The sequence below is a fragment of the Pseudomonas phoenicis genome, assembly GCF_047302395.1.
Classification (GTDB): Bacteria; Pseudomonadota; Gammaproteobacteria; order Pseudomonadales; family Pseudomonadaceae; genus Aquipseudomonas.
Window position 1 is genome coordinate 1,716,677 of sequence record NZ_CP154852.1, and the last position, 25,058, is coordinate 1,741,734.

Sequence of the window (25,058 nt, forward strand, 5' to 3'; positions counted from 1 at the left end):
GCGTATGCGCACCGCTTATTGAAGGCAAGGGACTAGACCATGCATTTCACCATTCAACGCGAAGCTTTGTTGAAACCTCTGCAACTGGTCGCAGGGGTCGTCGAGCGCCGTCAGACCTTGCCGGTCCTGTCCAACGTGCTGCTGGTGGTCCAAGGCCAGCAGTTGTCGCTGACCGGTACCGACCTCGAGGTCGAACTGGTCGGTCGCGTCCAGTTGGAAGAGCCTGCCGAGCCCGGCGAAATCACCGTTCCGGCGCGCAAGCTGATGGACATCTGCAAAAGCCTGCCCAGCGACGTGCTGATCGACATCAAGCTCGACGAGCAGAAGCTGCTGGTCAAAGCGGGCCGCAGCCGCTTCACGCTGTCGACGCTGCCGGCGAACGATTTCCCCAACGTCGAGGAAGGTCCTGGTTCGCTGACCTGCAATCTTGAGCAAAGCAAACTGCGGCGTCTCATCGAGCGCACCAGCTTCGCCATGGCCCAGCAGGACGTGCGCTACTACCTCAATGGCATGCTGCTCGAAGTATCTACCGATACCCTACGCGCCGTGGCCACCGACGGTCACCGCCTGGCCCTGTGCGCCATGCAGGCGGCGATCGGCCAGGCCGAGCGGCATCAAGTGATCGTGCCGCGTAAGGGCATCCTCGAACTGGCACGTCTGCTCACCGATCCCGAGGGTATGGTCAGCATCGTGTTGGGTCAGCATCACATTCGCGCCACCACGGGGGAATTCACTTTCACCTCGAAACTGGTCGATGGCAAATTCCCCGACTACGAGCGCGTCTTGCCCAAGGGTGGCGACAAGTTGGTGATCGGCGATCGCCAGGCACTGCGCGAAGCGTTCAGCCGTACCGCGATTCTATCCAACGAAAAGTACCGCGGTATCCGTCTGCAACTGGCCAGTGGGCAGTTGAAGATTCAGGCCAACAACCCCGAGCAGGAGGAAGCCGAGGAAGAGATCAGCGTCGATTACAACGGTGCTTCGCTGGAGATCGGTTTCAACGTCAGTTACTTGCTGGACGTGTTGGGCGTCATGACCACTGAACAGGTGCGTCTCATCCTGTCCGATTCCAACAGCAGTGCGTTGCTGCAAGAAGCCGGCAACGACGACTCGTCCTACGTCGTCATGCCGATGCGCCTGTAACTGCCCAGACGCCTCTATGTCGCTTCTACGCGTTTCAGTCACCGCGGTGCGCAACCTGCACCCGGTGACCCTTTCTCCGTCCCCACGCATCAACATCCTCTACGGCGACAACGGCAGTGGCAAAACCAGCGTGCTGGAAGCCGTGCACCTACTAGGCCTGGCACGCTCGTTTCGCAGCACGCGACTTACGCCAGTGATCCAGTACGAGCAGCCGACTTGCACGGTATTTGGCCAGGTGTCGCTGGAGAGCGGTTCCACCAGCAGTTTGGGCGTATCCCGGGAGCGGCAAGGTGACTTCACTATCCGTATCGACGGGCAGAACGCACGAAGCGCCGCACAGCTTGCAGAATTGTTGCCTCTGCAACTGATCAACCCCGACAGCTTCCGTCTACTCGAAGGCGCCCCCAAAGTTCGCCGGCAGTTCCTGGACTGGGGAGTGTTCCACGTGGAACCTCGCTTCATGGCCACCTGGCAGCGCTTGCAGAAGGCCCTCAGGCAGCGGAACTCATGGCTGCGGCATGGTACACTCGACAGTGCATCGCAAGCCGCCTGGGACCGCGAACTGAGCGCTTCCAGCGACGAGATCGACGAATATCGCCGTAGCTATATCGCCGCATTGAAGCCTGTCTTCGAAAAGACCTTGAGCGAGTTGCTCGACCTTGAAGGCCTGACACTCAGTTACTACCGAGGTTGGGACAAAGACCGGTCGCTTGCCGAAGTGCTCGCTACCTCCCTTCAGCGCGACCAGCAAATGGGACATACCCAGGCGGGGCCGCAGCGCGCCGATCTGCGCTTGAGACTGGGCGCACACAACGCTGCCGATATCCTTTCTAGAGGCCAGCAGAAGCTGGTCGTATGTGCCCTACGGATCGCACAGGGGCATTTGGTCAACCAAGCTCGTCGCGGACAATGCATCTATCTGGTCGATGACCTGCCCTCCGAGCTTGATGAGCAACACCGACGCGCATTGTGTCGGTTGCTCGAAGAATTGAACTGCCAGGTGTTCATCACCTGCGTAGACCACGAATTTCTGCGGGAGAGCTGGCAGAAGGAAACGCCAGTCGCTTTGTTCCACGTGGAACAAGGCCATATCACCCAGACACACGTCCATCGGGAGTGAAGGCATGAGCGAAAATCAAACGTACGACTCTTCCAGCATCAAGGTGTTGAAAGGGCTGGATGCCGTGCGCAAGCGTCCCGGCATGTACATTGGCGATACCGACGACGGTAGCGGCTTGCACCACATGGTGTTCGAAGTCGTGGATAACTCGATCGACGAAGCCCTGGCCGGCCACTGCGACGACATCACCGTCATCATCCACCCGGATGAGTCCATCAGCGTCCGTGACAACGGCCGCGGCATCCCGGTCGATGTGCATAAAGAAGAAGGCGTCTCGGCGGCCGAGGTCATCATGACCGTGCTGCACGCCGGTGGTAAGTTCGACGACAACTCGTACAAGGTATCCGGTGGCCTGCACGGCGTGGGCGTGTCGGTAGTGAATGCCCTGTCCGAAAAACTGATTCTGACCGTACGCCGCAGCGGCAAGATCTGGGAACAGACCTATGTCCACGGCGTGCCCCAAGAACCGATGGCGGTCGTAGGCGAAAGCGAAACCACCGGTACCCACATCCACTTCAAGCCCTCGGCCGAAACCTTCAAGAACATCCACTTCAGCTGGGACATCCTGGCCAAGCGGATTCGCGAGCTGTCGTTCCTCAATTCGGGCGTGGGCATTCTGCTCAAGGACGAGCGTTCGGGCAAGGAAGAGTTCTTCAAGTACGAAGGCGGTCTGCGCGCCTTCGTGGAATACCTGAACACCAACAAGACGCCGGTGAACAGCCAAGTCTTCCACTTCTCGGTACAACGTGATGACGGCGTAGGCGTCGAAGTGGCGTTGCAGTGGAACGACAGCTTCAACGAGAACCTGCTGTGCTTCACCAACAACATTCCCCAGCGCGACGGCGGCACCCACTTGGTGGGCTTCCGTTCCTCGCTGACCCGTAGCCTGAACAACTACATCGAGCAGGAAGGCCTGGCGAAGAAGAACAAGGTCGCCACCACCGGTGACGATGCGCGTGAAGGTTTGACCGCGATCATCTCGGTCAAGGTGCCGGACCCCAAGTTCAGCTCGCAGACCAAGGACAAGCTGGTTTCCTCGGAAGTCAAAACCGCAGTCGAACAGGAGATGAACAAGTATTTCTCCGATTTCCTGCTGGAAAACCCGAACGAAGCCAAGGCCGTGGTCGGCAAGATGATCGACGCGGCACGCGCCCGTGAAGCCGCCCGCAAAGCCCGCGAAATGACCCGTCGCAAAGGCGCGTTGGACATCGCCGGCCTGCCGGGTAAATTGGCCGACTGCCAGGAAAAGGACCCTGCCCTTTCCGAGCTGTACCTGGTGGAAGGCGACTCGGCAGGTGGTTCGGCCAAACAAGGTCGCAACCGCCGCACGCAGGCCATCCTGCCGCTCAAGGGCAAGATCCTCAACGTCGAGAAAGCTCGCTTCGACAAGATGATCTCCTCCCAGGAAGTAGGCACGTTGATCACTGCCCTGGGCTGCGGCATTGGCCGCGACGAGTACAACATCGACAAGCTGCGCTACCACAACATCATCATCATGACCGATGCTGACGTCGACGGTTCGCACATCCGTACCCTGCTGCTGACCTTCTTCTTCCGTCAGTTGCCGGAGCTGGTCGAGCGCGGCTATATCTATATCGCTCAGCCGCCGCTGTACAAGGTCAAGAAAGGCAAGCATGAGCAATACATCAAGGACGACGAGGCCATGGAGGAATACATGACCCAGTCGGCCCTCGAGGATGCCAGCTTGCACTTGGACGAGTCGGCACCGCCGGTGTCCGGCGTACAGCTCGAAAGCCTGGTGAACGACTTCCGTGCGGTCACGAAGACCCTCAAGCGCTTGTCGCGTCTGTATCCCGAAGCGCTCACCGAGCACTTCATCTACATGACGGAGATCACCCAGGAGCATCTGGGCAATCACGCGCACATGCAGGCTTGGCTGGCTAATTACCAAGAGCGTCTGCTCAATACTCAGCGCTCTGGCCTGGTGTACAAAGCCAGCCTGCGCGAAGACAAGGAGCGTAACGTTTGGCTGCCTGAAGTCGAGATCGTCTCGCACGGAACTTCGAGCTACGTGACCTTCAACCGCGACTTCTTCGGCAGCAACGACTACCGTTCGGTGGTCAACATCGGTAACAAGCTCAGCTCGTTGTTCGGTGAAGGTGCCTACGTGAAGCGTGGCGAGCGCCGCAAGGCGGTCTCGGAGTTCAAGGAGGCCCTGAACTGGCTGATGACCGAGTCCACCAAGCGCCACACCATCCAGCGCTACAAAGGTCTGGGCGAGATGAACCCGGATCAGTTGTGGGAAACCACCATGGACCCAACGGTGCGTCGCATGCTCAAGGTGACGATCGAAGACGCCATCGGTGCCGACCAACTGTTCAATACCCTGATGGGTGATGCGGTCGAGCCACGGCGCGACTTCATCGAGAGCAATGCGCTGTCGGTGTCCAATTTGGACTTCTGATTCAGATCGCAGCCAGACAAAAAGCCCCGGTCAGCCGGGGCTTTTTTTGCCTGAAAAGTCATCGTATAGGCTGACCCTGCCCTACCGAATCCCCAGTAGGCAGGGACAGGCTGCCCTTGACTGGTCACCGACTATCGTCTGTGGGTAAACGGCAAAAAACAGGTAAGAAAAAACCGGCATAAAAGCCGGTTTTTTTAAACGCATAAAAAACTTATGCACGATTTCCCGAAAATCTGGATTTCTTGAAATATCTATCTATTTCAATGACTTATCTATTGGATGGGCAGCTTTTCAGAATAGTTGCTCACATCTTATCCACAGAATGGTCAAGCGACCTGCTCGGCACCGGAATCGGCCATCGCTGGCAGTGAACCCAATGCCCTTTGGGTCGCCTCGTTCCATGCCTGAGCACGCTCGTTGAGCTCTGCGATGGCGCGCGGTCCGCTTCCGTTGGCGTACATCGGCTCACCAATCACCACCTCGATCACCCCTGCCCGCTTGTTCCAACCGGTCTTGGGCCAGAACTTGCCCGCGTTGTGCGCGATAGGTAGCACTGGCAAGCCCGCGTTGACCGCCAGCGCCGTGCCGCCGCGGGAGAACTTGCCGACTTCGCCAAAGGGCACACGCGTACCTTCCGGGAAGATCAGTACCCAAATGCGCTGCTTGAGCAGTTCGTCGCCCTTCTTGGCCACCTGACGCAGGGCTTCCTTGGGGTTGTCACGGTCGATGGCGATGGGGCGCAGCATGGCCATGGCCCAGCCGAAGAATGGCACGTACAGCAGCTCACGTTTGAGCACCTGACTCAGTGGCGAGAAATAGGCCGAAAGGAAAAAAGTTTCCCATGTGCTCTGATGGTTGGACAGGATCACGCAAGGCGTGTCGGGCACATGCTCGGCGCCGGTGATCTTGTAACGGATGCCCAACACCACTTGAGCCAGCAACACGGCGAAGCGACACCAGTAGACGTTGATGAAGCGGTAGCGCTGGCGGAACGGCAGGAACGGCGCGATGAAGAAACTCAGCGTGCACCACAGCAATGAGCTGCTCCCCAGCAGCAGGTAAAAAAGAAAGATTCTGATCGCCTGCAGGATCGACATAGTGGCATGTACCGTTGCGGGGCCTGCCCGCCTGAGAAAAAGTGCGCCTCGAGGCGCACCGTTTAAATTAGGGCCTGGGCCACGCAGGCCAGGTCGTCGTAAATCAGGGTGCCGGTCGGCACGCCCTTGGCCAACGTGCGTTCGCCTTTGCCGGTCTTGACCAGCACCGGCTGGGCGCCGACCGCCAGGGCCGCCTCCAGGTCGCTACGGCTGTCGCCGACGAACCAGACCCCTTCGAGCGGCTGCCGATAGTGCTCGCCGATCGTCACCAGCATGCCCGGCTTGGGCTTGCGGCAGGCGCAGTTTTCGTCGGGACCGTGCGGGCAGTGGACGACCAGCCCAAGCGAACCGCCCTGCCCGGCCACCAACTCGCGCAGACGCGCGTGCATGGCGTCGAGGGTTTCGAGCGGGTAATAGCCGCGCGCCAAGCCCGATTGGTTGGTGGCGACCGCCACCGTCCAACCGGCCTTGCTCAACTGCGCGATGGCCTCGATCGAGCCGGGAATGGGGATCCATTCCGACAGCGACTTGATGTACGCGTCGGAGTCGAAATTGATCACCCCGTCCCGATCAAGTATCAGCAGCTTCAAGGCTCACCCCAGCAACGAGATGTCGGCCACGCCCAGGAACAGACCGCGCAGGCGGCTGAGCAGGGCGTAACGGTTGGCGCGCACCTTGGCGTCCTCGGCGTTGACCATCACCGCCTCGAAGAAGGCGTCCACCGGCTCGCGCAGCGCGGCCAGGCGCGCCAGCGTTTCGCTGTACTGGCGGGCTTCGGCCATCGGTTGCACGGCATGGTCGGCCTGCTGGATGGCCGAGTACAGCGAGAACTCATTGGCGTTGTCGAAGTACTTGGGCTCGACCTGGGGCGAGATCGCGCCTTCGGCCTTGCTCAGCAGGTTCGACACACGCTTGTTCACTGCGGCCAGCGCCTCGGCTTCGGGCAAGCGGCGGAAGGCCTGCACGGCCTGCACACGCTGGTCGAAGTCCAGCGCCGAGGTGGGCTTGAGGGCGCGCACCGAGAGGTAGGTGGCGACGTCGATGCCTTCGTCTTCGTAACGCGCGCGCAGGCGGTCGAAGATGAACTCCAGCACCTGGTCGGCCAAGCCCTGGACCTTGACCGTGCTGCCGAACTGGGCGACGGCGTACTGTACGGCTTCGATCAGGTCGAGCTCGAGCTTCTTCTCGATGAGGATGCGCAGCACACCCAGCGCGGCGCGGCGCAAGGCATAGGGGTCTTTGCTGCCGGTGGGCAGCATGCCGATGCCGAAGATGCCGACCAGGGTGTCGAGCTTGTCGGCGATGGCGACGGCGGCACCGGTCAGGGTTTCCGGCAGTTCGGCGCCGGCACCGCGCGGCATGTACTGCTCGTTCAGCGCCAGGGCGACGTCTTCCGGCTCGCCGTCGTTGAGGGCGTAATAGAAACCGGCGATGCCTTGCATCTCGGGGAACTCGCCGACCATTTCGGTGGCCAGGTCGCATTTGCTCAGCAGGCCTGCGCGGGCGGCGCGCTGGGCGTCACCGCCAATGCGCGGAGCGATCAGCGCCGCCAGCTTGGAGACGCGCACCGCTTTGTCGTAGACGCTGCCCAGTTGCGCCTGGAAGACCACGTTCTTGAGGCGCTCGTTGAAGGTTTCCAGCGGCTGCTTCTTGTCCTGCTTGAAGAAGAACTCGGCGTCGGTCAGGCGTGGGCGCACGACTTTCTCGTTACCCTGCACGATCTGCTGCGGGTCGCGACTGTCGACGTTGGCCACGGTGATGAAGCGCGGCAGCAACTTGCCGTCGTCGTCGAGCAGGCAGAAGTACTTCTGGTTGTCCTGCATGGTGGTGATCAGCGCTTCCTGCGGCACTTCGAGGAAACGTTCCTCGAACGAGCACACCAGCGGCACGGGCCACTCCACCAGAGCGGTCACTTCATCCAGCAGCGCAGGCGGTACGATGGCACTGCCGCCCTGTTGACGGGCCAGCTGGTGGGTACGTTCGGCGATCAGTTCGCGGCGCACGGCGAAATCGGCGATGACCGAGGCTTTCAGCAAGTCTTCGGCATAGTTCGCCGGGCTGGTGATCAACACCGGCTCCGGGTGGTGGAAGCGGTGGCCACGGGAGTGGCGGCCGGCCTTTTGCGACAGCAGGGTGCAGTCGACGACGTCATCGCCCAGCAGCATCACCAGCCACTGCGGCGGACGCACGAACTCTTCACGGCTGGCGGCCCAGCGCATGCGCTTGGGAATCGGCAGGTCGTTGAGCGAGTCTTCGACGATGGTCGGCAGCAGGTCGCGGGTGGCCTTGCCGGGAATGTGCTGAGAGAAGCGCAGTTTGGGGCCGCTCTGGTCGATCTCGGCCAATTCCACGCCACATTTCTTGGCGAAACCCAGCGCCGCTTGGGTCGGGTTGCCGTCGGCGTCGAAGGCGGCCTGGCGCGGCGGACCGTCGATGTTGATGCTGCGGTCGGGCTGGTGCAGGTCGAGCGCACGGATCAGCACGGCCAGACGGCGCGGCGCGGCGTACACGTGCTTGCCGGTGAAGCTCAGGCCGGCGGCCTGCAGGCCTTTCTCGATACCGGCCAGCAACGCATCGCCCAGGGCCGCGAGGACTTTGGGCGGCAGCTCTTCGGTACCCAGCTCAACCAGGAAATCTTGGGTACTCATTCTGTAATCTCCAGCTTGGCCAACACTTCGTCGCGCAGTTCGGGGGTCGCCAGGGGGAAGCCCAGGCGCGCACGCGCCATCAGATAGCTCTGTGCTACGTCGCGGGCCAGGGTGCGCACGCGCAGGATGTAGCGCTGGCGTTCGGTCACCGAGATGGCACGGCGGGCGTCGAGCAGGTTGAAGGTGTGCGACGCTTTGAGGACCATTTCGTAGGTCGGCAGCGGCAGGTCGAGCTTGATCAGGCGGTTGGCTTCGCTTTCGTAGAAGTCGAACAGTTCGAACAGCTTCTCGACGTTGGCGTGCTCGAAGTTGTAGGTCGACTGCTCCACTTCGTTCTGGTGGAACACGTCGCCGTAGGTGACCACGCCGAACGGGCCATCGGCCCAGACCAGGTCGTAGACCGAGTCGACGCCCTGGATGTACATGGCCAGACGCTCCAGGCCATAGGTGATTTCACCGGTGACCGGGTAGCACTCGATGCCGCCGGCCTGCTGGAAGTAGGTGAACTGCGAGACTTCCATGCCGTTGAGCCAGATTTCCCAACCCAGGCCCCAGGCGCCGAGGGTCGGCGATTCCCAGTTGTCTTCGACGAAGCGGATGTCGTGGACTAGCGGGTCCAGGCCGATCGCCTTCAACGAGCCGAGGTACAGCTCCTGGAAGTTGGCGGGGTTGGGCTTGAGCACCACCTGGAACTGGTAGTAATGCTGCAGGCGGTTGGGGTTCTCGCCGTAGCGCCCGTCGCCGGGACGGCGGCTCGGCTGCACGTAGGCCGCGTTCCAGGTTTCCGGGCCGACGGCGCGCAGGAAGGTGGCGGTGTGGAAAGTGCCGGCGCCTACTTCCATATCGTAGGGCTGAAGCACCACACAACCTTGCTCGGCCCAGTACTTCTGCAGGGCGAGGATCAGGTCTTGGAAGGTACGCACGGCTGGCGTAGGCTGGCTCACGAAATTCACCTGTATCTGGGGATGCGGATGTAAAGAGCGGGAGTATAACCCGTTTCGCCTCGCCCTCTACGTATTGGAGCCTTATGCCACGCTGCTTTTGGTGTACCGACGATCCGTTGTATCAGGCCTATCACGACCATGAATGGGGTACGCCGCGGCGTGATCCGGCGTTGCTCTTCGAGATGCTTTTGCTCGAAGGGTTCCAGGCGGGGCTGTCGTGGATCACCATCCTGCGCAAGCGCGAGCGCTACCGCAAAGTCCTGTACGGCTTCGATCCGGTGCGCCTGGCGCAGATGAGCGATGCGCGCATCGAGGCGCTGATGCAGGACGCGAGCATCATCCGCAACCGCCTCAAGCTCAACGCCGCGCGGCGCAACGCCCAGGCCTGGCTGGCTGTGGATAACCCCGCCGAGTGGTTGTGGTCGTTCGTCGGCGGCGAGCCCAAGGTCAACCATTTCGCCAGGCACAGCGACATTCCCGCCTTCACCGAAGAATCGGTGGCCATGAGCAAGGCGTTGAAGAAAGCCGGCTTCACCTTCGTCGGCCCGACCATCTGCTATGCGCTGATGCAGGCCACCGGCATGGTCATGGACCACACCACCGATTGCGATCGCTACGCCGAGCTGGTGCGCTGACAGGTACAATGCGCCGCTTGCAGCTATGAGGAATGCCCTGTGGAAAAATTCAAAGGCGCCGTGATGGTCGGAGCCTTGCGCCTGTTGGCCAAGCTCCCGTGGGGCGGCGTACAGCGGGTGGGCGCCGGTCTCGGCTGGTTGATGTGGAAACTGCCCACCGGCTCGCGCAACGTGGTGCGCATCAACCTGGCCAAGTGCTTCCCGGAGATGGACCCCACCGAGCGCGAGCAGTTGGTCGGCCGCGCCTTGCGCGACATCGGCAAATCCTTCGTGGAAAGCGCCTGTGCCTGGATCTGGCACCCGCAACGCTCCATCGACCTGGTCAAGGAAGTCGAAGGCCTGGAAGTGCTGCAACAGGCGTTGGCTTCGGGCAAGGGCGTGGTGGGCATCACCAGCCACCTGGGCAACTGGGAAGTGCTCAACCACTTCTATTGCAACCAGTGCAAACCGATCATCTTCTACCGCCCGCCCAAGCTCAAGGCGGTGGACGACCTACTGCGCGAGCAGCGGGTGCAGATGGGTAACCGCGTGGCGCCGTCGACCAAGGAAGGCATCTTGAGCGTCATCAAGGAAGTGCGGCGCGGTGGTCAGGTGGGTATTCCCGCCGACCCGGAGCCGGCGGAATCGGCCGGCGTGTTCGTGCCTTTCCTCGGCACCCAGGCGCTGACCAGTAAGTTCGTGCCGAACATGCTCGCCGGCGGCAAGGCGGTCGGGGTCTTCCTGCACGCCTTGCGCCTGCCCGACGGTTCGGGCTTCAAGGTGATTCTGGAAGCGGCGCCCGAGGCCATGTACAGCCTGGACGTCGCCGAGTCGGCGGCGGCCATGAGCCAGGTGGTGGAGCGCTATGTGCGGGCGTACCCGAGCCAGTACATGTGGAGCATGAAGCGCTTCAAGAAGCGGCCGGCGGGTGAGGCGCGCTGGTACTGAGGGCGGCATGGCCGATCGCGAGCCACAGGGCTCTTCCTGTCAGCCACTGCGATTCAGCAGGTTGACGATGTGGCCCGATTCGGGCCGGCTGCGCCGGCCATCGCGGCTAAAGCCGCTCCCACAGGGGGCTGGCGCTGCTACCAGCGCCGGTTTCGCATTCCTGAGAGGCCGGCATCGGCGTTTACCGGGTCTTGTTCAGCTTCTTGAGAAACACCGACATCTCTTTCTCGGCCTGCTTGTCGCCGTGGGCCTGGGCCGCAGTGACCCCCTCCTCCCACGCCTGGCGCGCTGCGTCCAGGTCGCCTTGCACTTGATGGGCCTTGCCGAGCAGCTTCCACGCCGCCGAATACTTCGGGTCCTGCTCCACGCAACGGGCCAAGTGCAACGCCGCTTCGGCGCCGTTGCCCTCGTCGAGCCAGGCCTTGCCCAGGCCGAAACGCAGCAGCGGGTTATCCACACCCTTGGCCAGCATCTTTTCCAGCGACTCACGCATTTTTCCGACTCCTGCTAGAAGAAACTCAACCCTACGTGGAACAGCTTTTCCACGTCACGTATGTGCTTCTTGTCCACAACGAACAGGATCACGTGATCGCCACTCTCGATCACCGTGACGTCGTGGGCGATCAGCACCTGTTCGGCGCGGATGATCGCGCCGATGGTCGTCCCCGGCGGCAGCGTGATCTCGGCGATGGCCTTGCCCACCACCTTGCTCGACTTGGCGTCGCCATGGGCCACGGCCTCGATGGCTTCGGCCGCGCCGCGGCGTAGGGAGTGCACGCTGACGATGTCGCCACGACGCACGTGCGCCAGCAGCGTACCGATGGTCGCCAGTTGCGGGCTGATGGCGATGTCGATCTCGCCGCCCTGCACCAGGTCCACGTAGGCCGGGTTGTTGATCAGCGTCATCACCTTGCGCGCGCCCAGGCGCTTGGCCAGCAGCGACGACATGATGTTGGCCTCGTCGTCGTTGGTCAGGGCCAGGAAGATGTCGGCTTCGGCGATGTTTTCTTCGAGCATCAGATCGCGGTCGGAGGCGCTGCCCTGCAGGACCACGGTGCTTTCCAGGGTGTCGGACAGGTGCCGGCAGCGCGCCGGGTTCATCTCGATGATCTTGACCTGGTAGCGGCTTTCGATGGCTTCGGCCAGGCGCTCGCCGATCTGCCCGCCGCCTGCGATCACCACGCGCTTGTTGCTCTCGTCGATGCGCCGCAATTCGCCCATCACGGCGCGGATGTCGCGCTTGGCAGCGATGAAGAACACCTCGTCGTCGGCTTCGATCACCGTGTCGCCTTGCGGCTTGATCGAACGGTCGCGGCGGAAGATGGCCGCCACGCGGGTGTCGACGTTGGGCATGTGGGCGCGGATCTGGCGCAGTTGCTGGCCGACCAGCGGCCCGCCGTAATAGGCCTTGACCGCCACCAGCTGAGCCTTGCCGCCGGCGAAGTCGATCACCTGCAAGGCACCGGGCTGCTCGATCAGACGCTTGATGTAGTTGGTCACCACCTGCTCGGGGCTGATCAGCACATCGACCGGGATGGCCTCGTTGTCGAACAGCTCGCGGCGTGTGAGGTAGGCCGCTTCACGCACCCGGGCGATCTTGGTCGGGGTGTGGAACAAGGTGTAGGCCACCTGGCAGGCGACCATGTTGGTTTCGTCGCTGTTGGTCACCGCCACCAGCATGTCGGCGTCTTCGGCGCCGGCTTGGCGCAGAACCGTGGGCAGCGAGCCGCGGCCCTGTACGGTGCGGATGTCGAGGCGGTCGCCGAGGTCGCGCAGGCGCTCGGCGTCGGTGTCGACCACGGTGATGTCGTTCGCTTCGCTGGCCAGGTTCTCCGCCAGGGAACCGCCTACCTGACCGGCACCGAGGATGATGATCTTCATCGGCTGTCTTGCCCTTCGTGGTTATCCGCGCGCGGCGGCGATCTTGATCAGTTTGGCGTAGTAGAACCCATCGTGGCCGCCTTCCTGGGCCAGCAGCTGGCGGCCATGGGGTTGGCGCAGGCCGGCGTCGGTGGCCAGGTCCAGCTTGCGGGCACCGGGGGTACGGGCGAGGAACGCGGCGACCACCTCGGTGTTCTCGGTGGGCAGGCTGGAGCAGGTGGCGTAGAGCAGCATGCCGCCCACTTCGAGCGTGGGCCACAGGGCGTCGAGCAGCTCGCCTTGCAGGCTGGCCAGCGCCGGGATGTCGTCGGCCTGGCGGGTCAGTTTGATGTCCGGATGGCGACGGATCACGCCGGTGGCCGAGCACGGGGCGTCGAGCAGGATGCGCTGGAACGCCTTGCCGTCCCACCAACTGGCGGTGTCGCGGGCATCGCAGGCGATCAACTGGGCGTCGAGCTGCAAACGGTCGAGGTTCTCGCGCACGCGCGTCAGGCGCTTGGCTTCGAGGTCGATGGCCACCATCTGCGCCAGGCCCGGCTCGGCTTCGAGCAGGTGGCAGGTTTTGCCGCCCGGGGCGCAGCAGGCATCGAGCACGCGCTGGCCGGGGGCCAGTTCCAGCAGGTCGGCGGACAGCTGCGCGGCTTCGTCCTGCACGCTGATCCAGCCTGCGGCGAAGCCCGGCAGGCCGCGCACGTCGCACGGCGTTTGCAGCACGATACCGTCTCGGCTGTAGCGGCAGGCGCTGGCGGCGATGCCGGCTTGCGTGAGCAGGGCCAGGTAGGCGTCGCGGCTATGGTGGCGGCGGTTGACCCGCAGGATCATCGGCGGGTGGGCATTGTTGGCGGCGCAGATGGCTTCCCACTGCTGCGGCCAGAACGCCTTGAGCGACTTCTGTAGCCAACGTGGGTGGGCGGTGCGCACCACCGGATCGCGCTCGAGTTCGGCGAGCAGGGCTTCGCCCTCGCGTTGCGCGCGGCGCAGCACAGCGTTGAGCAGGCCTTTGGCCCAGGGCTTTTTCAGCTTGTCGGCGCAGCCGACGGTTTCGCCCAGCGCGGCGTGGGCCGGGATGCGCGTATAGAACAACTGGTACAGGCCCACCAGCAGCAGCGCCTGCACGTCGGTGTCGGCGGCCTTGAACGGCTTTTGCAGCAGTTGCGCAGCGAGCAGGTCCAGGCGCGGCTGCCAGCGGGCGGTGCCGAAGGCCAGGTCTTGGGTGAGGCCGCGGTCGCGTTCCTCGACCTTGTCCAGTTGCGCGGGCAACGAGCTGTTCAGGGACGCTTTGCCGCTGAGGACGGCGGCGAGTGCGCGGGCGGCAGCCAGGCGTGGGTTCATTGGCCGAGCACCTTGCCGTCGGCGAATTGCTCGCGGCGACTGTTGAACAGGTCGCTGAAGGCCAGGGCCTTGCCGCCGGGCAGTTGCAGGCGGGTCAGGCTCAGCGCCTGTTCGCCGCAGGCGACCACCAGGCCCTGCTTGCTGGCGCTGAGGATTTCGCCTGGCGCGCCCTGGCCTGTGCACAACTGCGCGCCGAGCACCTTGAGGCTTTGGCCGTCGAGCGTGGTGTGGCAGATCGGCCAGGGGTTGAAGGCGCGGATCAGGCGTTCCAGCTCCACGGCCGGGCGGCTCCAGTCCAGGCGCGCTTCGTCCTTGTTGAGCTTGTGCGCGTAGGTGGCCAACGCGTCGTCCTGCACCTCGCCGTGCAGCGAGCCGTCCGCCAGGCCGGCGATGGCGTGCAAGACGGCGGGTGGGCCCAGCTCGGCCAGACGATCGTGGAGGCTGCCGCCGGTGTCATCGGCAGCGATCGGCGTGACCACCTTGAGCAGCATGGGCCCTGTGTCCAGGCCGGCTTCCATGCGCATCACCGTCACGCCGCTTTCGCCGTCGCCGGCTTGCACGGCGCGCTGGATCGGCGCCGCGCCACGCCAGCGGGGCAGCAGCGAAGCATGGCTGTTGATGCAGCCCAGGCGCGGGATGTCGAGCACGGCTTGCGGCAGGATCAGGCCATAGGCGACCACGACCATGAGATCGGGCGCCAGCGCTGCGAGCTCGGCCTGGGCCTCGGCGTTGCGCAGGGTCGGCGGCTGCAGCACGGGAATGTCGTGGGCCACGGCCAGTTGCTTGACCGGGCTGGGCATGAGTTTCTGCCCGCGCCCGGCGGGGCGGTCCGGTTGGGTGTAGACGGCTACCACTTGGTCAGGGCCGTCGAGCAGGGCCTTGAGGTGTTCGGCGGCAAACTCGGGGGTGCCCGCAAAGACAATGCGCATCACGTTCTCGCTTCGGAAAAGAAAAAGGCTTGCCGCAGCAAGCCTTCTGGAAGGTAGGGGCTCAAGCCTGCTGGCGGTGCTGTTTTTCCAGCTTCTTCTTGATCCGGTCGCGCTTGAGTTGCGACAGGTAGTCGACGAACAGCTTGCCGTTGAGGTGGTCCAGCTCGTGCTGGATGCACACCGCCAGGAGGCCTTCGGCTTCGAGCTCGTAGGGCTGGAAGTCGCGGCCCAGCGCTTTGATGCGCACGCGCAGCGGGCGGTCGACGTTCTCGTAGAAGCCGGGTACCGACAGGCAGCCCTCCTGATACTGGCCCATGTCGTGGGTCAGTTCTTCGACTTCGGGGTTGATGAAGACCCGCGGTTCGCTGCGGTCTTCGCTCAGGTCCATCACCACCAGGCGCAGGTGCACGTTGACCTGCGTGGCGGCGAGACCGATGCCCGGCGCTTCGTACATGGTTTCAAACATGTCGTCGATCAGCTGGCGCAGGTCGTCGTCGAACACGGTCACCGGTTTGGCGAGAGTGCGCAGGCGCGGGTCCGGAAATTCGAGGATGTTCAAAATGGCCATAGGGTCAGGCAGTCACTGTGCGTTTGGTTGAAAACTGAACACACATAATAAAGGGAATCGTGGCGTTCGGCACCTGGCAAAGGTCGGCTAGGGTGTCACAGGTCGTTTTGGCACCCATCCAATCGACAGGTTTTCAGACCATTATCAACAGAGTTATCCACAGGTTGTGCCTTCCCGCTCGGCCTCTCTGGATCAAGGAAGATCACCCATGCCACCTGCGTTTTCCCCGACTTGCCCACCGGCCGAACTGGAGGCGCGTCTGCGTCTGCATAGCTTGCCTGAGATCGGCCCGCGGCGCTTCCAGATGCTGATCGCTGCCTTCGGCGATGCCGCTTCGGCACTCTCGGCACCTGCTCTGGCCTGGCGTTCGTTGGGCATTCCTGTCACCAGCAGCGAAGCGCGGCGCAGCCCGGAACTGCGCGCGGCGAGCCGTGCCGCAATGGCCTGGTTGGAGCGTCCGGCCCAGCATTTGCTGATGTGGGACGACATCCGCTACCCGGCGTTGCTGCGCGAAATCGACGATGCGCCGCCGCTGATTTTCGTCGCGGGCGATCCGGCGCTGCTGGAAACCCCACAGCTTGCCGTGGTCGGCAGCCGCCGCGCCACGCCACCGGCGCGAGATACGGCCACCGCATTTTCGCGCTGCCTGGCCAAGGCCGGATTCACCATCACCAGCGGCTTGGCGCTGGGTATCGACGGCGCTGCGCATCAGGCGGCGATGGACGTCGGCGGGCGCACGTTGGCGGTGCTCGGCAGCGGTCTGCAAAAACTTTATCCACAGCGCCACCGCGAGCTCGCACGCCGCATATCCGAAAGCGGTTCGGCCCTGCTGTCGGACTATCCGCTCGACGCCGGTCCCATGCCCGCCAACTTCCCCCGGCGCAACCGCATCATCAGTGGGCTCTCGCTCGGCGTACTGGTGGTCGAGGCAGGGCTGGCCAGCGGTTCTTTGATCACCGCACGGCTCGCCGCCGAGCAGGGCCGCGAGGTGTATGCCATTCCCGGCTCGATCCACCATCCAGGCTCCAAAGGCTGCCACCAGTTGATTCGCGACGGCGCACTGCTGGTGGAGAACGTCGAGCAGATCCTCGACAGCCTGCGCGGCTGGCAGAACCTGCCGCCGGCACCCGTACCCACGGCCCTACCCGCGAAATCCAAGGCTCATCCTCTGCTTGCGCTGCTGCATGCCTCCCCGCATACCAGCGAAGCGTTGGCCGCGAGCTGCGACCAGCCGCTGAGCCAAGTGCTGGCCAGCCTCAGCGAACTCGAGATCGACGGCAAAGTCAGTTGTGAAGCCGGTCGTTGGTTTGCCCGCTCCGGCTAAGTAAACTGCGCCTCGGCCTTGAATGCGGAGAGACAGCAATGGTGAGCAGTTGGCGTGTGCAACAAGCCGCGCGCGAGATTCGGGCGGGCGCGGTGATCGCCTATCCGACCGAAGCGGTCTGGGGCCTGGGCTGCGATCCTTGGGACGAAGAGGCGGTGTATCGCCTGTTGGCGCTCAAGTCGCGGCCTGTGCACAAGGGCTTGATCCTGGTGGCCGACAACATTCGCCAGTTCGACTTCCTTTTCGAAGACTTCCCCGAAGACTGGATCGAGCGCATGGCCGCGACCTGGCCAGGGCCCAACACCTGGCTGGTGCCGCATCAGGATCTGCTGCCCGAATGGGTCACCGGCGAGCACGACAGCGTGGCCCTGCGCGTCAGCGACCACCCGGTGGTGCGCGAACTGTGCGCATTGGTGGGGCCGTTGATTTCCACCTCAGCCAACCCTGGCGGTCGCCCGGCGGCGAAGACACGGCTGCGGGTCGAGCAGTATTTCCATGGGCAGCTCGACCATGTGCTGGGCGGTGCGCTGGGCGGGCGCAAGAACCCGAGCGTGATCCGCAACCTGATCACCGGCGAAACCGTACGGCCGGGCTGACGGTGCGGAGGTGATCGGTTCGGCGCTCCGATCAGCCGCGATGAACGGTACGCTGCCCCAACGAGCAATTCACTGTGCCCGACGGAGCGCAGTTGTAGTTATCAGGGTGGCTGGTCTGGATCTGGTGGAGCGGCTTAAGCCGCCCCGACGAACACTTCGCTTATACCTGATGGGGCGCGATTGCGGCCGTTTGGGGCGGCGGTGCCGCCCATCGCGACTGAAGTCGCTCCTACAGTAGTCGCTTCCACAGTCGTGACCCCCGCACCTCAAGGCAGCAGAATCGTGGAACCCACCGTACGCCGTGCCGACAGCTCGGTCTGTGCCTTGGCCGCTTCGCGCAGCGGGTAGCGCTGTTGGATGTCCACGCTGAGCTTGCCGCTCTCGATCATGGCGAACAGGTCATCGGCCATCGCCTGGGTGTTTTCCGCCGTATTGGCGTAGGTCGCCAGGGTCGGCCGGGTCACGTACAGCGAACCCTTCTGTGACAGAATCCCCAGGTTCACGCCCGTGACCGCCCCCGAAGCATTGCCGAAGCTGACCATCAAGCCGCGTGGTTGCAGGCAGTCGAGCGAGGTCAGCCAGGTATCGGCGCCGACGCCGTCGTACACCACCGGCACCTTCTGCCCGTCGGTCAGCTCCAGCACGCGCTGGGCCACGTCTTCCCGGCTGTAGTCGATGGTCGCCCAAGCGCCCAGGGACTTGGCCCGTTCGGCTTTCTCGGCGCTGCCGACGGTGCCGATGACCCTAGCTCCCAGTGCCGCCGCCCATTGGCAGGCCAACGAGCCGACGCCGCCGGCGGCGGCATGGAACAGGATGGTCTCGCCGGGTTTTACGGCATGGGTCTGCTTGAGCAGGTACTGCACCGTCAAACCCTTGAGCATGACGGCCGCCGCCTGCTCGAAGCCGATGCCGTCCGGCAGGTGCACCAAGTTGGCTTCGGGCAAGGTGTGCAGTTCGCTGTAAGCGCCCAAGGGCCCTGTGGCATAGGCCACGCGATCACCGACCTTGAAACGGGTGACGCCCTCACCGACGGCGTCGACCACCCCAGCGCCTTCGGTGCCCAACCCCGACGGGAGTGAGGGCGGCGCATACAGCCCGCCGCGGAAATAGGTATCGATGAAATTCAGACCGATGGCGCGGTTGCGCACACGCACCTGCTGAGCGGCCGGTGGCGCAGGGTCGAACTCGACCCATTGCAGGACTTCGGGGCCGCCATGCTGGCTGAACTGGATTCGCTGGGCCATCGTGCACTCCTGAGTAGAGGGGAAACGAGCCCTCTATCGGACGCCTTTGCTTGATGTCCGTCAACTGCGACGCGTCTTGGCCGGGTGGTATGCTACCCGGCGAAATTTTCTGCCCCTGCCAGGTGATCCGATGTCCAGCCGTACCGAGGCCGTGAAGGCCTACCTGCTCGATCTGCAAGACCGCATCTGCGCCGCCCTCGAACACGAAGACGGCAAGGCCCGCTTCGTCGAAGACGCCTGGGTGCGCGAAGCGGGCGGCGGCGGCCGAACCCGTGTCATCGGCGAAGGCCAACTGATCGAAAAGGGCGGGGTGAACTTCTCCCACGTGTTCGGCAACGGCCTGCCCCCTTCGGCCAGCGCCCATCGCCCGGAATTGGCCGGGCGCGGTTTCGAGGCGCTGGGCGTGTCGCTGGTGATCCACCCGTACAACCCGCACGTCCCCACCTCGCACGCCAACGTGCGTTTCTTCATCGCCGAGAAGGAAGGTGAGGAAGCCGTGTGGTGGTTCGGCGGCGGCTTCGACCTGACCCCGTACTATGGCCACGAAGAAGACTGCATCCACTGGCACCGCGTCGCCGAACAGGCCTGCGCGCCTTTCGGCGCCGACGTCTACCCGCGCTACAAAGCCTGGTGCGACCGCTATTTCCACCTCAAGCACCGCGGCGAGCCGCGTGGCATCGGCGGGCTGTTCTTCGACGACCTGAACGAATGGGGCTTCGACACCTGCTTTGCCTTCATCCGTGCCATCGGCGATGCCTACGTCGAGGCATACCTGCCGATCGTGCAGCGCCGCAAGCACCTGCCCCATACCCCCGAGCAGCGCGAATTCCAGGAATACCGCCGTGGCCGTTACGTGGAATTCAACCTGGTCTACGACCGCGGCACGCTGTTCGGCCTGCAATCGGGCGGCCGCACCGAATCGATCCTCATGTCGCTGCCGCCGCAGGTGCGCTGGGGCTACGACTGGAAACCCGTGCCCGGCAGCGAGGAGGCTCGGCTGACCGAGTACTTCCTGCAAGACCGCGACTGGCTCGGTGAGCCCAACTGTGGATAACCAAGGAACCCTGCCCATGGATCAATACGTCGTCTTCGGCAACCCGATCGGCCACAGCAAATCGCCGCTGATCCAGCGCCTGTTCGCCGCACAGACCGGCCAGGCCCTCGAATACAGCACCTTGCTGGCGCCACTCGACGAGTTCACCGACTGCGCCTTGGGCTTCTTCAAGCTGGGCAGTGGCGCCAACGTCACTGTGCCGTTCAAGGAAGAAGCCTACCGCCTGTGCGACAGCCTCAGCGCCCGCGCCCAGCGTGCCGGTGCGGTGAACACCTTGAGCAAGCGCGAAGACGGCGGTGTGCATGGGGACAACACCGACGGCGCCGGCCTGGTCCGCGACCTGACCGTCAACGCCGGGCTCGACCTGACCGGCAAGCGCGTCCTCATCCTCGGTGCGGGGGGCGCGGTGCGTGGCGTGCTGGAGCCGATTCTGGCGCTGCGCCCGCAATCGCTGGTGATCGCCAACCGTACGGTGGAAAAGGCTGAGCAACTGGCCCAAGCCTTCGCCGATCTGGGACCGGTGGTGGCCAGCGGCTTCGCCTGGTTGCAAGAACCGGTGGACCTGATCGTCAACGCCACCTCGGCGAGCCTGGCCGGCGAGCTGCCGCCGCTGGCCGACAGCCTGGTCGAGCCGGGGCGCACGGTGTGCTACGACATGATGTACGGCAAGGAACCGACGCCCTTCTGCCAATGGGCCGAGCGCCTGGGGGCGGCGAAGACGCTCGACGGCCTGGGCATGCTGGTGGAGCAGGCGGCCGAAGCGTTCTACCTGTGGCGCGGCGTGCGTCCGCAGACCGCGCCGGTGCTGGATGAACTGCGTCGGCAACTGACGCGTACCTGATGAACCCAGCCCCCGGCCCTGATGCCAGTCAGTTGAATCGGAATGGTATTGATTGGGGCCGCTTGGCGGCCCATCGCTCCGATCAGCCGCGATAGGCGTCCAACATCAAGGGTTGTCCACCTTGTGGGAGCGGCTTTAGCCGCGATGGGCTGCAAAGCAGCCCCAATCACTCAACCGACGGGCATTGATCCTGGCCCCGTCAGCCCTCGAACCGGACCGGACAGCCCGCCGCGCCTTCGAGCTTCTGCAATTCCTCGACCACCTGCACCGGCGCGCAGCGCAGGGTCAGGCTGCCCCCGGCGCGCTGCAGGCGGCGTGCCTCGCGGTGCAGCATGTCGACGCCCGAATAGTCGATGAAATTGATCTGCTGCGCCTCGATCACCACGTGCGGCCCTTGGCAGCGTTGCAGCCGCACTTGCAGGTAATGCGCCGCGCCGAAGAAGATCGACCCGCCTACGCGCAGCACGTCCACCTCGCCGTCGCGGCGCTGCTGCAAACGTGGCCGCGAGGTGCGCTTGAGGTAGAAGAACAGCGACGCCAGCACACCGGCATAGATCGCGGTCTGCAGCTCCAGCAGCAAGGTCGCCGCGGCGGTCAGGGCCATCACCAGAAATTCCGAGCGGCTGACCCGGAACAGCGCACGCACGGCGCGAAAGTCGAGCAAGCCCCAGCAGATCAACAGGATGCTGCCGGCCATCGCCGGAATCGGCAGATGTGCGATCAACCCGGCGCCCACCAGCGCGAACAGCCCTACCCACAATGCGGAAAACACCCCGGCCATGGGCGAGCGCGCACCGGCGTCCAGGTTCAGGCCCGAGCGGGTGAAGGAGCCGGCCGACAGGTAGCCGGAGAACAAAGGGCCGACCATGTTGGAAAGCCCTTGCCCACGAATTTCCAGGTCGGCGTCGATCAACTGCTCGGAGCGCGCCGACAGCGAGCGGGCGATGGACAGGCTGGTGACCAAGCCGAGCATGCCGACCGCCACCGCACTGGGCAGCAGGCGCAAGATCAGCTCGACGTCGAGCAATGGCAATGGGCTCAAAGGCGGCAACTGACCGCTGAACGCCGGCACCCGCGGCACCTGGCCGAACCAGCCCGGCAGCAGCCAGGCCACCAGGCTGACCGTGACCAGGCTTATCAACAGGCCCGGCCAGCGTGGACGCAGCAGCTTGAAGGCCAGCCCCATCAGTAGCGTTGCCAGGCCCAGCGCCAACGAAGGCCCATCCACCTCGCCGGCATGGCTGAGCAAGGCCTGCAACGATCTCAGCGCCGTGCTCTCGCTCGGCAGGTCCAGACCCAGCAGGCTGGGCAACTGGCCCAGGGCGATCACCACCGCCGCGCCCAAGGTAAAGCCCAGCACCACCGACTGCGAGACGAAATTCACCACCGTGCCGAAGCGCAGCAGGCCCAGCAGCCACTGGAACACTCCCGCCAGGAAAGTCAGCAGCAGTACCAGGGTGACGTAGTCGGCGCTGCCGCTGACCGCCAACGGCCCGATGCTGGCGTACAGCACGATGGAAATCGCCGCGGTCGGGCCGCAGATCAAGTGCCAGGACGAGCTCCACAGGCAGGCCACGACCACCGGCACGATGGCCGCATACAAGCCGTATTCGGCGGGCAGGCCGGCGATCAACGCATAGGCGATCGATTGCGGCAGCGCCAGAATGGCGCCGCTCAGGCCCACCAGCAGGTCCTGGGCCAGGCTGCGGCGGTTCTGGCGCGGCAACCAGGCGAGAAACGGCAGCAGTCGGGTCAGGCGGGGCATGGCACGGCGATCCGTCGGGCAGGGGTAGGCGGAGGGTGAACGGCGCACGCCATTCGGGCAAGCCGGATGTGTGCGTCGGCCAGGATCAAAGGGCCGACTTCACCGCGCTCAGCCCTTCCCCGCCCGCTTTACGGGTCACCCCCGCCAGCCAGGCATCGAGCACGTCGGGATGCGCCTTGATCCAGTTTTTCGCCGCCGCGTCGAAGCTGACTTTCTTCTCCACCACCTCGGCCATGATTGCGTTCTCCATGTGGAGGGTGAAACGCAGGTTGCCCAGCAGCTTGGCAGGGTTTGGGCACTGCTCGGCGTAGCCGTTGCGCACCAGGGTATGCACCTGGCCCTTGCTGCCGAACCATTTTTCGCCACCGGTGAGGTAGCGCATCTGCAACTGCACGTTCATCGGGTGCGGCGTCCAGCCGAGGAAAGCGATGAATTTCTTGCCCTTCACGGCGCGGTCGACCTGGGTCAGCATCGCCTGCTCGCTCGACTCCACCAGCTTCCACTTGCCCAGTGCGAAATCGTCGTGGTCGATGATTGCCTTGAGCGAGAGGTTGGCCGGTGAGCCGGCGCTGATGCCGTAGAGCTTCTGGCCGAACTGGTCGGCATGCTTGTGCAGGTCGGCGAAGTCCTTCACGCCGGCCTCCCACACATACTCCGGCACGGCCAGGGTGAACTCGGTGCCGTCGAGGTTGCGCGAAAGCTGCTGCACCTGGTGGCTTGCGACGAACTTGTCGTAGAAGCCTTGCTGCGCGGGCATCCAGTTGCCGAGGAAGGCGTCGACTTTGCCGTCCTTGAGCCCGCCGTAGATGATCGGCACGGCCAGGCTGTCGATCTTGACCTGGTAGCCGAGGTTTTCCAGCAGCAGACGGGCGATGGCGTTGGTCGAGGCGATGTCGCTCCAGCCGGGGTCGGCGAGTTTCACCGTAGCGCATTGCGCGGCTTCGTCGGCCTGGACGGCGGTGGCACCCAGGCCCAGGGCCAGGGTCAGCAAAAGGGTGGAACCTGCGTTCATGGGAGTCTCTCTGTTCAATCCAGGGGGGCGGGCTGTGGATAACGTGCCTTGCGCTCGAGGTCGTCGAGATCGATGTGGTTACGCATGTACTGCTGGCTGGCGTCGACCAGGGGTTGATGGTCCCAGCTGGTCAGCGTGCCGATGGCCAGCGCCTCGCCCACCAGGCGCCGGCGGCGTTGGCTGGCCAGCACCTGCTGGCGCAGGGCGGGCACGTCCCAACGCTGCCTGGCCTCGTCGATGAAGGCGCGCAGCAGTACCTGGTGATCCAGGCTGTCGGACAGATTCTCCCGCTCGTGCGGGTCGCGTTTGAGGTCAAAGAGTAGACAAGGGTCGTCTTCGCTGTAGACGAACTTGTAGTCGCCACGGCGAATCATCAGCAAGGGGCCGAGCGTACCTTCGGCCATGTACTCGCCGAACACCTCGTCGTGCCCGCCCTGCCCTTGCAGATGGCCCAGCAATGAGCGGCCGTCCAGGGGCAGGTTCGCCTCTACCCTGCCACCGGCCAGTTCCACCAAGGTGGGCAGCAGGTCACAGGTGGACACCGAAGCGGCGACCCGGGCGGCGGCGAAGCGCTTGGGCGCGTGCACCAGCAGCGGTACGCGGGCGGACATCTCGAACCAGTGCATCTTGTACCACAGCCCCCGCTCGCCGAGCATGTCGCCGTGATCGCCCGAGAACACGATCAGCGTGTCGTCGGCCAGGCCGCATTCTTCGAGGGTGCGCAGCAGCTTGCCGATGTTGTCGTCGATGTAGCTGCAGGCGCCGAAGTAGGCACGCCGCGCGTCGCGGACCTTGTCTTCGGGCAGGGGTTTGTCCCACAGGTCATAGACCTTGAGCAGGCGCTGGGAATGCGGGTCCTGCTGGTCTTGGGCCAAGATTTCGCGGGGCATGGGGATGTCTACGTCCTGATACAGGTCCCAATAGTGGCGCGGGATGGTGTACGGGTCGTGGGGGTGGGTCATCGATACCGTGAGGCAGAAAGGCCGGCCGCTGTCTTCGCGCACATGGTCGTAGAGGTACTGACGCGCCTTGAACACCACTTCTTCGTCGAAATCCAGCTGGTTGGTGCGCACGCAGGGGCCGGCCTGCAGCACCGAAGCCATGTTGTGGTACCAACTGGGACGCACGTCGGGCGCGTCCCAGTTGACCGCCCAGCCGTAGTCGGCCGGGTAGATGTCGCTGGTCAAGCGCTGTTCGTAGCCGTGCAGTTGGTCGGGTCCGCAGAAGTGCATCTTGCCCGACAGCGCCGTGTGATAACCCAGGCGGCGCAGGTAGTGGGCGTAGGTGGGGACGTCGGCCGGGAAATCGGCGGCGTTGTCGTAGGCGCCGATGCGGCTGGGCAACTGGCCGCTGACCAGGGTGAAGCGCGACGGGGCGCACAGCGGGCTGTTGCAGTAGGCCGAATCGAACACCACGGCCTGTTCGGCCAACTTGGCCAGGTGCGGCATCTTGATCGGTGAGGCGCCATGGATCGGCAGCAGGGGCGCGGCCATCTGATCGGCCATGATGAACAGGATATTGGGTCGCTTCACGGCTGCCTTCCATCGTCGAGGGTTATGGGGAATGCTTGCCG

At 64.1% G+C, this 25,058-nt stretch carries 22 protein-coding genes; 9 read left to right on the forward strand and 13 right to left on the reverse strand.

What is annotated here, in order from left to right; genetic code table 11:
- Positions 1-39: 39 nt before the first annotated feature.
- Genes dnaN through gyrB form a run of 3 tightly spaced genes read left to right on the forward strand, consistent with a single transcriptional unit; the run spans position 40 to position 4,688 of the window.
- Positions 40-1,143, forward strand: coding sequence for a DNA polymerase III subunit beta (dnaN, locus tag AA0Z93_RS07785; RefSeq protein WP_413045660.1), 1,104 nt, complete (start codon positions 40-42; stop codon positions 1,141-1,143).
- 16 nt (positions 1,144-1,159) lie between these two features.
- The gene (recF, locus tag AA0Z93_RS07790; RefSeq protein ID WP_413045659.1) at positions 1,160-2,263 is read left to right on the forward strand and encodes a DNA replication/repair protein RecF; all 1,104 of its coding nucleotides are present in this window, start codon (positions 1,160-1,162) and stop codon (positions 2,261-2,263) included.
- Between the two features lie 4 nt (positions 2,264-2,267).
- Entirely contained in the window at positions 2,268-4,688 is a 2,421-nt protein-coding gene (gene gyrB / locus AA0Z93_RS07795; protein WP_413045658.1) for a DNA topoisomerase (ATP-hydrolyzing) subunit B, read from the forward strand.
- A gap of 326 nt (positions 4,689-5,014) precedes the next feature.
- Here the strand turns inward: gyrB and AA0Z93_RS07800 are convergent, their stop codons facing one another.
- From AA0Z93_RS07800 to glyQ, 4 genes are all read right to left on the reverse strand, one after another.
- Positions 5,015-5,785 (reverse strand): lysophospholipid acyltransferase family protein, encoded by a 771-nt coding sequence (locus AA0Z93_RS07800; RefSeq protein WP_413045657.1) that lies wholly within the window; start codon positions 5,783-5,785, stop codon positions 5,015-5,017.
- 62 nt (positions 5,786-5,847) lie between these two features.
- A complete protein-coding gene (gene gmhB / locus AA0Z93_RS07805; protein ID WP_413045656.1) occupies positions 5,848-6,375 on the reverse strand; it encodes a D-glycero-beta-D-manno-heptose 1,7-bisphosphate 7-phosphatase in 528 nt (175 codons plus the stop codon).
- A gap of 3 nt (positions 6,376-6,378) precedes the next feature.
- Positions 6,379-8,433, reverse strand: a complete 2,055-nt coding sequence (glyS, locus tag AA0Z93_RS07810; protein WP_413045655.1) for a glycine--tRNA ligase subunit beta — start codon at positions 8,431-8,433, stop codon at positions 6,379-6,381.
- Entirely contained in the window at positions 8,430-9,377 is a 948-nt protein-coding gene (glyQ, locus tag AA0Z93_RS07815) for a glycine--tRNA ligase subunit alpha (RefSeq protein ID WP_313738935.1), read from the reverse strand. The genes glyS and glyQ overlap by 4 nt, the downstream gene beginning before the upstream one ends.
- A gap of 83 nt (positions 9,378-9,460) precedes the next feature.
- On the opposite strand from glyQ, the gene AA0Z93_RS07820 reads away from it, so the two are divergent.
- A complete protein-coding gene (locus AA0Z93_RS07820; RefSeq protein ID WP_413045654.1) occupies positions 9,461-10,012 on the forward strand; it encodes a DNA-3-methyladenine glycosylase I in 552 nt (183 codons plus the stop codon).
- 39 nt (positions 10,013-10,051) lie between these two features.
- The gene (locus AA0Z93_RS07825; RefSeq protein ID WP_413045653.1) at positions 10,052-10,939 is read left to right on the forward strand and encodes a lysophospholipid acyltransferase; all 888 of its coding nucleotides are present in this window, start codon (positions 10,052-10,054) and stop codon (positions 10,937-10,939) included.
- Positions 10,940-11,120: 181 nt separating this feature from the next.
- Here AA0Z93_RS07825 and AA0Z93_RS07830 read toward each other — a convergent pair whose 3' ends face one another.
- The 5 genes from AA0Z93_RS07830 to def all read right to left on the reverse strand — a co-directional run bounded on the left by AA0Z93_RS07830 (position 11,121) and on the right by def (position 15,649).
- Complete coding sequence (locus tag AA0Z93_RS07830) at positions 11,121-11,432, reverse strand: tetratricopeptide repeat protein (protein WP_413045652.1); 312 nt, start codon at positions 11,430-11,432, stop codon at positions 11,121-11,123.
- A 14-nt stretch (positions 11,433-11,446) separates the two neighbouring features.
- On the reverse strand, positions 11,447-12,820 hold the full coding sequence (trkA, locus tag AA0Z93_RS07835; RefSeq protein WP_413045651.1) for a Trk system potassium transporter TrkA: 1,374 nt from the start codon (positions 12,818-12,820) through the stop codon (positions 11,447-11,449).
- A gap of 21 nt (positions 12,821-12,841) precedes the next feature.
- Positions 12,842-14,152 carry a 16S rRNA (cytosine(967)-C(5))-methyltransferase RsmB gene (gene rsmB / locus AA0Z93_RS07840; protein ID WP_413045650.1) on the reverse strand — a complete coding sequence of 437 codons (1,311 nt, stop codon included), beginning with the start codon at positions 14,150-14,152 and terminating at the stop codon, positions 12,842-12,844.
- The gene (gene fmt, locus AA0Z93_RS07845) at positions 14,149-15,081 is read right to left on the reverse strand and encodes a methionyl-tRNA formyltransferase (protein WP_413045649.1); all 933 of its coding nucleotides are present in this window, start codon (positions 15,079-15,081) and stop codon (positions 14,149-14,151) included. Before fmt ends, rsmB begins: the two co-directional genes overlap by 4 nt.
- Before the next feature lie 61 nt (positions 15,082-15,142).
- The gene (def, locus tag AA0Z93_RS07850; RefSeq protein WP_413045648.1) at positions 15,143-15,649 is read right to left on the reverse strand and encodes a peptide deformylase; all 507 of its coding nucleotides are present in this window, start codon (positions 15,647-15,649) and stop codon (positions 15,143-15,145) included.
- 208 nt (positions 15,650-15,857) lie between these two features.
- On the opposite strand from def, the gene dprA reads away from it, so the two are divergent.
- Entirely contained in the window at positions 15,858-16,973 is a 1,116-nt protein-coding gene (gene dprA / locus AA0Z93_RS07855; protein ID WP_413045647.1) for a DNA-processing protein DprA, read from the forward strand.
- A 38-nt stretch (positions 16,974-17,011) separates the two neighbouring features.
- Positions 17,012-17,569, forward strand: coding sequence for an L-threonylcarbamoyladenylate synthase (locus AA0Z93_RS07860; protein ID WP_296267132.1), 558 nt, complete (start codon positions 17,012-17,014; stop codon positions 17,567-17,569).
- Between the two features lie 266 nt (positions 17,570-17,835).
- Here the strand turns inward: AA0Z93_RS07860 and AA0Z93_RS07865 are convergent, their stop codons facing one another.
- Complete coding sequence (locus tag AA0Z93_RS07865) at positions 17,836-18,813, reverse strand: NADPH:quinone reductase (RefSeq protein ID WP_413045646.1); 978 nt, start codon at positions 18,811-18,813, stop codon at positions 17,836-17,838.
- A gap of 130 nt (positions 18,814-18,943) precedes the next feature.
- Between AA0Z93_RS07865 and hemF the strand changes: the two genes are divergently transcribed.
- Positions 18,944-19,867: an oxygen-dependent coproporphyrinogen oxidase gene (gene hemF, locus AA0Z93_RS07870; RefSeq protein ID WP_413045645.1), complete on the forward strand. Its 924-nt coding sequence runs from the start codon at positions 18,944-18,946 to the stop codon at positions 19,865-19,867.
- A gap of 16 nt (positions 19,868-19,883) precedes the next feature.
- Positions 19,884-20,708: a shikimate dehydrogenase gene (gene aroE / locus AA0Z93_RS07875; RefSeq protein ID WP_413045644.1), complete on the forward strand. Its 825-nt coding sequence runs from the start codon at positions 19,884-19,886 to the stop codon at positions 20,706-20,708.
- Between the two features lie 199 nt (positions 20,709-20,907).
- Here aroE and AA0Z93_RS07880 read toward each other — a convergent pair whose 3' ends face one another.
- From AA0Z93_RS07880 to betC, 3 genes are all read right to left on the reverse strand, one after another.
- Positions 20,908-22,473, reverse strand: a complete 1,566-nt coding sequence (locus AA0Z93_RS07880) for a SulP family inorganic anion transporter (protein WP_413045643.1) — start codon at positions 22,471-22,473, stop codon at positions 20,908-20,910.
- A gap of 85 nt (positions 22,474-22,558) precedes the next feature.
- Entirely contained in the window at positions 22,559-23,485 is a 927-nt protein-coding gene (choX, locus tag AA0Z93_RS07885; protein WP_413045642.1) for a choline ABC transporter substrate-binding protein, read from the reverse strand.
- A 14-nt stretch (positions 23,486-23,499) separates the two neighbouring features.
- Entirely contained in the window at positions 23,500-25,017 is a 1,518-nt protein-coding gene (gene betC, locus AA0Z93_RS07890) for a choline-sulfatase (protein WP_413045641.1), read from the reverse strand.
- Positions 25,018-25,058: the final 41 nt, after the last annotated feature.

Bases quoted from the DNA above. Each gene is read 5' to 3' on its own strand.
- dnaN (WP_413045660.1), top strand. From the start codon at position 40: ATGCATTTCACCATTCAACGCGAAGCTTTGTTGAAACCTCTGCAACTG.
- recF (WP_413045659.1), top strand. From the start codon at position 1,160: ATGTCGCTTCTACGCGTTTCAGTCACCGCGGTGCGCAACCTGCACCCG.
- gyrB (WP_413045658.1), top strand. From the start codon at position 2,268: ATGAGCGAAAATCAAACGTACGACTCTTCCAGCATCAAGGTGTTGAAA.
- AA0Z93_RS07800 (WP_413045657.1), bottom strand. From the start codon at position 5,785: ATGTCGATCCTGCAGGCGATCAGAATCTTTCTTTTTTACCTGCTGCTG.
- glyS (WP_413045655.1), bottom strand. From the start codon at position 8,433: ATGAGTACCCAAGATTTCCTGGTTGAGCTGGGTACCGAAGAGCTGCCG.
- AA0Z93_RS07820 (WP_413045654.1), top strand. From the start codon at position 9,461: ATGCCACGCTGCTTTTGGTGTACCGACGATCCGTTGTATCAGGCCTAT.
- AA0Z93_RS07830 (WP_413045652.1), bottom strand. From the start codon at position 11,432: ATGCGTGAGTCGCTGGAAAAGATGCTGGCCAAGGGTGTGGATAACCCG.
- trkA (WP_413045651.1), bottom strand. From the start codon at position 12,820: ATGAAGATCATCATCCTCGGTGCCGGTCAGGTAGGCGGTTCCCTGGCG.
- rsmB (WP_413045650.1), bottom strand. From the start codon at position 14,152: ATGAACCCACGCCTGGCTGCCGCCCGCGCACTCGCCGCCGTCCTCAGC.
- fmt (WP_413045649.1), bottom strand. From the start codon at position 15,081: ATGCGCATTGTCTTTGCGGGCACCCCCGAGTTTGCCGCCGAACACCTC.
- def (WP_413045648.1), bottom strand. From the start codon at position 15,649: ATGGCCATTTTGAACATCCTCGAATTTCCGGACCCGCGCCTGCGCACT.
- dprA (WP_413045647.1), top strand. From the start codon at position 15,858: ATGCCACCTGCGTTTTCCCCGACTTGCCCACCGGCCGAACTGGAGGCG.
- AA0Z93_RS07860 (WP_296267132.1), top strand. From the start codon at position 17,012: ATGGTGAGCAGTTGGCGTGTGCAACAAGCCGCGCGCGAGATTCGGGCG.
- AA0Z93_RS07865 (WP_413045646.1), bottom strand. From the start codon at position 18,813: ATGGCCCAGCGAATCCAGTTCAGCCAGCATGGCGGCCCCGAAGTCCTG.
- hemF (WP_413045645.1), top strand. From the start codon at position 18,944: ATGTCCAGCCGTACCGAGGCCGTGAAGGCCTACCTGCTCGATCTGCAA.
- aroE (WP_413045644.1), top strand. From the start codon at position 19,884: ATGGATCAATACGTCGTCTTCGGCAACCCGATCGGCCACAGCAAATCG.
- AA0Z93_RS07880 (WP_413045643.1), bottom strand. From the start codon at position 22,473: ATGCCCCGCCTGACCCGACTGCTGCCGTTTCTCGCCTGGTTGCCGCGC.
- choX (WP_413045642.1), bottom strand. From the start codon at position 23,485: ATGAACGCAGGTTCCACCCTTTTGCTGACCCTGGCCCTGGGCCTGGGT.